This is a genomic window from Microcoleus sp. Pol12A5, from assembly GCF_036701435.1.
Lineage (GTDB): Bacteria > Cyanobacteriota > Cyanobacteriia > Cyanobacteriales > Microcoleaceae > Microcoleus.
In genome coordinates this window covers 39196-46810 of record NZ_JAUBQU010000047.1, presented here as the reverse complement: position 1 = coordinate 46810, position 7615 = coordinate 39196, and the positions used below count along the sequence as shown (strand labels likewise).

Annotated in this window: 3 protein-coding genes; all 3 read left to right on the top strand. The window is 42.4% G+C overall.

Annotation, left to right across the window (positions count from 1 at the left end):
• Positions 1-1231: 1231 nt before the first annotated feature.
• Genes QUA45_RS14665 through QUA45_RS14655 form a run of 3 tightly spaced genes read left to right on the top strand, consistent with a single transcriptional unit; the run spans position 1232 to position 7388 of the window.
• Complete coding sequence (locus QUA45_RS14665; RefSeq protein WP_333221267.1) at positions 1232-3775, top strand: CBS domain-containing protein; 2544 nt, start codon at positions 1232-1234, stop codon at positions 3773-3775.
• Between the two features lie 59 nt (positions 3776-3834).
• On the top strand, positions 3835-4233 hold the full coding sequence (locus QUA45_RS14660) for a response regulator (RefSeq protein WP_333100025.1): 399 nt from the start codon (positions 3835-3837) through the stop codon (positions 4231-4233).
• Positions 4230-7388, top strand: a complete 3159-nt coding sequence (locus QUA45_RS14655) for a PAS domain S-box protein (RefSeq protein ID WP_333221265.1) — start codon at positions 4230-4232, stop codon at positions 7386-7388. The genes QUA45_RS14660 and QUA45_RS14655 overlap by 4 nt, the downstream gene beginning before the upstream one ends.
• Positions 7389-7615 lie beyond the last annotated feature (227 nt).

Sequence of the window (7615 nt, the reverse complement as noted above, 5' to 3'; positions counted from 1 at the left end):
GTCTGACTGCTTTTTCTTTGAAGCATCTTCTCAAATCCCCTTGACAACTGCCATCCAAGCTTAACTTGTTACGAATGCGGGCACCGTGATTTTCTGGGCTGCTACTTACTGCAACACGTAGCTACAGTTATCGAGGTTAAATGCCCACAGCCTCTGAGGCAAGATATTATATTTAGTAGCAGCTTGTATAGCTCACAGCAAGTTTCATGTCAGGGAAACCCGGCCAGTGTTCCGAGAAAGCTATTAAAGTGCTCTCAAAAATGCTGAGTTTGAAGTTATCGGTTATTGTGCCAAAAATCTCAATATTCCTATTTTGTAGGGCAAGAACTTACAGAAATAAAACGCGAAATTGCTGAATATAGTAACCTACTTGCTCAACAGAAGCAATCCCTAAAGTTGCACGGCTATCACATATTTCATCAAAGGCTGCTTAAATGACTGATTCAGGCAGATATTCTCTGTCATTTGTTCACATATTGTCAACAAAATTTGCTAGAGAGCCATACAAGTAATTTTTAATTAAAAAAATTGATATAGCAAGTCTATTTGAGTCGTGAATGTAGAATAACCTGAAACGCTTGTGATGATTGAATCGATTATTTACAAATCCAATGGTTTTGCTATATAAATCTATGATAGTAGCAAACTGATTTCCCAAATTACTGACCCATTAAAACTATACTAACTTTTAATCAAAATAACTAAAATACTTAGTAAAACTTGTCATAAATTCTCAAATTCAACTGCCCCAATTGTTGTCGAGTCCAGACGAAGTAAAACAATTTTCGATAAATCTGAGGCACAATGCTTTACAAGCTATAGAGAATTGCCGATTTTTCAAAGTAGAGGTGAGAGCAGAAAATCCAAGCCTGTTCGTCAGTGGCAACTGAATAAGTCGGTAATTTGGCCACGAATATTTGAGCCGTTCTTTACCACCATACCCGCCGACTAAGGCAGCGGGTGGGAAAAGGAGATTGTTAAAAAAAGTGTGAAAAAACATTTGGGTAAAATAGAAGTAACATCAGTTATCGGCCAAAGGACGTGTATGGTATCAATTCCGATCGCCGTTTAGCGCGATCGCACTAAAAATCATACCAATGCGCTAGTAAAAATGCAACTCTAGACCGATGTCAAATCTCGATTGCGGTGAGCGTGCTGTGACTGTAAAATCGGAAATCTAAAATCGTATTAAGTGCCGGTTCCACCTGCATCTATCCCCCTTAATTTGCCCATGTCAACAATAATTTCTGATGCCCAAAGCTTGCTAGAACAGGCGATCGACCCCAAACCGCCGGTGCTGCCTCCAGACACACCCTTGAAAGTCGCAATTGCTGCCATGACGGAGGCGAGTGCCAGTTGCATTTTAATCGGGTTTGAGCAGCAATTGCTCGGAATTTTTACAGAACGCGATGTTGTGAAAATAACTGCTAGCGGTATTTCGCTAGCAGGGGTGGCAATTTCTGAGGTGATGACTGAAAACCCGATCGCTATTTCCCTCGATAAAGCGGGGAATATCTTCAAGGTATTAAATATATTGCACTCAAAAAGAATCCGTCATTTACCCCTCCTAGACGAAGGTGGCAACTTGCTAGGGGCTATCACCTGCGAAAGCATCCGTCAACTCCTCAAACCGGCAGACTTACTGAAAATGTGGCGCGCCGAAGAAATTATGACCGCACAAGTAATAGTTATCTCAAGCAGCGCCTCAGTTTTAGAAGTCGCAAAACAGATGATATCCCAGGGAAAAAGCTGCATAGTCATTGGCACTGACAGCGGCAACAAAAATCAGAAACCTGTGGGCATAATTACAGAACGCGACATTGTTAAATTCCAAGCTTCTGGACTAGATTTCGCAGGCACTCCCGTCACCGCCGCGATGAGTTTTCCGCTGATACAGTTGCAGGTAAAAGCCACTTTGTGGCAGGCTCATCAGTTAATGCAGCAGCACCGCATCCGGCGCTTGGTGGTAGTGGACGAAGAAGGATATTTAGCCGGAATTGTGACTGAAATTAGCCTGCTGCAAGCCTTAGATCCGGTAGAAATGCACGCAAATGTCGAGCTTTTGCAGGAAACAGTTGCACACAAAACTCAGGAGTTGAACAAAATGAACGAAGAATTGCAAAAAGAAGCGTTGCGGAGAACAGAAGTAGAGGAAAAATTGCGAACTTTAAATGATAATTTGGAAGAACAAATTAAACAACGAACTTTAGAATTAATTAATGCCAACAGTCAGTTAAAAAAGGAAATAGAAGACCGCACCACCGCTGAAGCTGAAGTTCGCCGCCTCAACACCGAACTCGAACAGCGAGTTCTAGACCGCACGGTTCAACTAGCAGCCAGTAACGAAGAATTGCAGCAACAAATTAGCGGTAGAAAATTGCTCGAAGAAAAATTACACTTTTCAGAAAAGAAAGTCCGCGCCGTTTTTGAAGCGATGACAGACATCGTTCTCGTGCTAGACAGTCAGCGGAATATAGAAGTTTTGCCAACGAATGTGGCAGCGGCTTCTGAGCCTGATTGTGATATAGTCAGCTTGACCATAGAACATTTTTTTGACGACGACAACCCGGATGATTGGTGGGTGTTAGTTCAGCAAGTGTTAGAAACACAACAAACTCTCAATTTTGACTACAGCTTAACAGTTTCTGGTCGCGAAATTTGGTTTTCCGCCTGCATTTCTCTGTTCTCAAAAGATGCAGTCATTTGGGTTGCCCGCAACATCAACGCCCGCAAAATAGCCGAGTCAGCCCTGTGCCAAAAAAATGCAGAGTTATCTCATACCTTAGAAGAACTGAAGCGGACTCAGAAAGAACTCATTCAATCAGAAAAAATGGCAGCCCTCGGACAGTTAATTGCCGGAGTTGCTCATGAAATCAATTCTCCTTTAGGGGCGATTCGCTCTTCTGTGCAGAACATCGCCGACTTCTGGACGGAACAATTGCAGCAGTTGCCGATATTTTTTCAACAACTATCCCCGGAACGGCGACAGGATTTCTTTGCTTTGCTACACAAGTCCAGCCAAGAAACAGATAGATTATCTAGTAAAGAAAAACGTCAGTTAAAAAAACTTTTGCAGGGGCAATTAGAATCAGAAAAAATTGACGACGCCGCCAGTCTTGCTTGTACATTATTAGATATCGGCATCGGCAATAATGTAGAACCTTTTTTACCTTTGTTGAAAGACAGCCAAAGTCGAAATATTGTACAAACCGCCTACCAATTTGCTACGGTACAAAAAAGCACTAAAAATATTGCTACTGCCACAGATCGGGCAGCCAAAATCGTTTTTGCTTTGAAAAGCTACTCTCGTTACGACCAGTCTGGTTCCAAAGTTATCGCTAATATTACCGACGGTATTGATACTGTTTTAACGCTTTACCACTACCAAATCAAACACGGTGTGGAAGTAGTCAGAAACTATGGTACTAATTTGCCCTCTGTGCTATGCTATCCTGATGAACTAAATCAAGTTTGGACAAATTTGATTCACAATGCTTTACAAGCGATGGGCAACAAAGGAGTGTTAAAAATTGATGTCAAACACCAAGCGAACGTAATATCAGTCAGTATTACTGACAGTGGTCCAGGGATTCCCCCAGAGATTATGCCGAGAATTTTTGAGCCGTTTTTCACAACTAAACCTCCAGGGGAAGGTAGTGGTTTGGGATTAGATATAGTTCAAAAAATCCTGGAAAAACACCAAGGTGAACTGAACGTAGAAAGCGTGCCTGGTCAAACAAAATTTACTATATTCTTGCCTATCGAAATTCCTTGAGAGCAATAAAAAAAAGAGGGGAATACCGAAGTTTTAAATTTTAATAGAAGTGAAGCTTTATGCCTAAACCAGTAATTTTGTGCGTTGACGATGAAGTTGTGGTCTTAAATAGTTTAAAAATTCAACTTAAAAAAGAATTTGGGGATGCTTACCTCTATGAAGTAGCAGAAAATGCAGATGAAGCTATGGAAATTATGGAGGAAATTCAAAAAGAAGATGAAAGTGATATTTTGGTCATAGTATCTGACTGGTTAATGCCAGGGATTAAAGGAGATGATTTTTTGATTATGGTTCACCAAAAATATCCTAAAATTGTGAAAGTCATGCTGACAGGGCAAGCCGACGAAGTAGCGATAGCACGGGTGAAAGAGCAAGCAAACTTGCACCGTTGTTTGTACAAGCCATGGGAGCGCAAAGAATTAGTAGAAACTATAAAATCTGGTTTGACAAAAATATGAATAATAAACCTGTGATTATTTGCGTGGATGACGAACCGATAATTCTTCAAAGTTTGAAAATTGAGTTAAAAAAAACCCTGGGGGAAGAACATTTATTAGAAACCGCTGAAGGCGGGGAAGATGCTTTAGAGTTAATCGAGGAATTACTGGCAGAGGGCTGCGAAATTGTAGCAGTAATTTCCGACTATCTGATGCCGAATATTAAAGGGGACGAATTGCTGAAGCAGATTCACAGAATTTCGCCAAAAACTATCAAAATTATGCTGACGGGGCAAGCAGACCTAGAAGCAGTGGCGAATACTATTAAATATGCTAAATTGTACCGATACATCTCGAAACCTTGGCAGTCGGAAGATTTGAAGTTGACGGTAAAAGAAGCGATTAACAGCTATTTTAGGGAGAAGCAATTAGCGGAACAAAATTCTCAACTCCAAAAGCTGAATCAAGAACTGGAAACTTTAGTCGAGGAGCGGACTGCACAACTGCGCTTGTCTGAGGAAAAGTTTGCTAAAGCTTTTCGTTCTTCTCCCAACCCGATTGCTATTACCAGACTTAATGACGGTCGTTATTTAGAAATTAATGAGGCTTTTTGCCAGAGCATCGGTTATTCAGCCGCAGAAATCCTCGATCGCACGGCGCTTGATTTGAATCTTTGGGAAAATATACAAGCCCGCGCCGAGTTGTTTAAAATGTTAGATGAAAAACAAATTATTCTCAACTACGAATTTGATTTTCGCACTAAAACAGGGGAACTCAGAACCGGGCTGTTGTCAGCAGAAATCATTGACATTCATGGCGAGACTTGCGTAATTTCTGTAATTCAAGATATTAGCGATCGCAAATTAGCCGAAGAAAAACTCCGAGCTGTAGCAGCTTCTTTAGCAGCAGCCCAAAGAATCGCCCGTGTCGGTAATTGGGAATGCGATTTCTCTGCCAACACAACTACTTGGTCGGAAGAGTTATCTCGGATTTTTGGGCTCGATCCAACCCAGCCTGCGCCAACACTAGCTGAGTTTTCGCAATACGTACATCCGGACGATCGACAAAAGTGGCAAACAACGATCGACACTGCTATTGCTAGCGGGCAATCTTACAGTTTGGAATATCGAATTCTGCGACCGGAAGCCCAAATTGCTGCGGATAATTCCCCGTCACAAATAAGTGAAGCCGGCTTTATCCGCTACATCGAAGCCAGAGGAGAAGTAGTTGTCAACCAACAAGGGCAAGTGACAAAACTCTTCACAACTTTGATGGACATTACCCCACGCAAGCTAGCAGAAATAGCCCTAGCAGAGAGCGAAGAAAAATACCGTCATTTAGTTGAAACTTCCCAAGATATTATCTGGTCTTGTGATGCTCAAGGACACATTACTTTTGTGAACCAAGCAGTTAAACAAATATACGGTTACGAGCCTGAAGAAATGCTCGGCTGTTCTTTTAACGATTTTTTAGCTCCAGGAGAAATAGACTGGAAATGGGAACTTCAGCAGCGCTTGCTAACGGGAAAAAATGTGTTTCAGTACGAAAATATAGTATTAGGAAAAGACGGCAGAAAGATTGATGTAAATACCAAGGCGATCGCGCGCATGGACGCTGAAGGAAACATCATCGGCACAACAGGAACTGCTAGCGATATTACCGAACGGAAGCAAGCTGAAATAGTTCTACGAAAAGCTAAAGAAGAAGCCGACAGAGCGAACAGAGCAAAAAGCGAGTTTCTCTCGAATATGAGCCACGAATTGCGAACTCCCCTCAACGCCATTCTCGGTTTCAGCCAACTGCTAGCCCGCGACCCAGACCTCGGTGCCGATCAACAGCAATACTTAGGAATTATTATTCAGAGCGGAGAACATTTGCTCGTTCTGATCAACAATATTCTGCAAATGTCAAAAATTGAAGTCGGCCTGGTCACACTTAATAACAGCACTTTCGACTTGCACAAAATGATAAAAAATACTGAACATATGCTGAAGCTGCAAGCCGAAAAAAAAGGTTTGCAGTTGATTTTTGATTGCCCACCAAATCTACCTCAATATATAGAAACTGATGAAAGTAAGTTGCGACAAGTATTGATAAATGTCGTCGGGAATGCTATTAAATTTACTGCGGAAGGTGGTGTTAATTTGAGAGTCAAACATGAGCTGCTAAAAAATAAAAGCTCTGCAGAAAATTCGCTAAGTGAGAGGTGCTCATTGCTATTTGAAGTGGAAGACACAGGTTCAGGAATTTCTGCGGAAGAAATGGAGAATTTGTTTAAACCTTTCGCGCAAACAGAAAGCGGGAAAAAAGCTCAAGAAGGAACCGGTTTAGGCTTGCCAATCAGCAAGCAGTTCGTTCAGTTAATGGGAGGGAAGATGACGGTAACAAGCACCCTCGGTCGCGGCAGCATTTTTAGATTTGATGTTAAAGTCTCGCTCCCTAATGCAGTGGAAATTCAGGTTGCTCAAACAGCTCGCCGAGTGGTTGGTCTCGAACCCGGACAGCGAGAATACCGGATTTTAGCTGTTGACGATCGCCTGGAAAGCCGCTTGCTGTTGGTCAGAATGCTGACATCGCTCGGCTTTGCGGTGCAGGAAGCTGAAAATGGCGTTCAAGCTGTGGAAATGTGGTCGAGTTGGGAACCTCATTTGATTTGGATGGATATGCGGATGCCGGTGATGGACGGTTACGAAGCTACTAAACAGATTAAAGCGCATTTGAAAGGTCAAGCAACGGTGATTATTGCTCTGACTGCAAGTGCTTTTGATGAGGAGCGATCGCTGATTTTGTCTGCTGGTTGCGATGATTTTGTAGCGAAGCCTTTTCGGGAGCAAGTGATTCTGGAAAAGATGGCTAAGTATCTGGGAGTCCGCTATGTTTACGATCGAGAAGCTTCACTAAGTTCTGATGCTGCGATGTCTGCGGAGGTTTCCACGGCCACTGAAACGGCTGATTTGGCTTTTACGCTCAATACTTCATTTTTGGAAGGTATGCCTGCTGAATGGGTTGATGAATTGTATTCTGCGGCGGATGCGGTTGATAACGAGGAGATTTTTCGGCTGTTGTTGTCGATTCCTCCTATTAATGCGAGTTTCCGCAGCGCGATCGCCGATTTGGCGAATAACTTCCGGTGTGATCGGATTATCGATTTGATTGAGGAGTTTAGAAATTGTTGAAGGATGAAAGAAGAAGGGATAATAGGGGCAGGTTCAGGATTATTGATGATGTAGGTCGATCGCCGATTTGTAAACTCGTCCGCAGGCGATCGGCTAATTTACTTGTAGCCAAGCTCCACACCCTGGTAATCATCAGTCATTCCCAATTCTTTAATCTCACATCTCAAATCTTAACTTGGATAAGTTCTGTAAATATAAAAGGAGTTGATTGAGGAGGGAGTGCTATA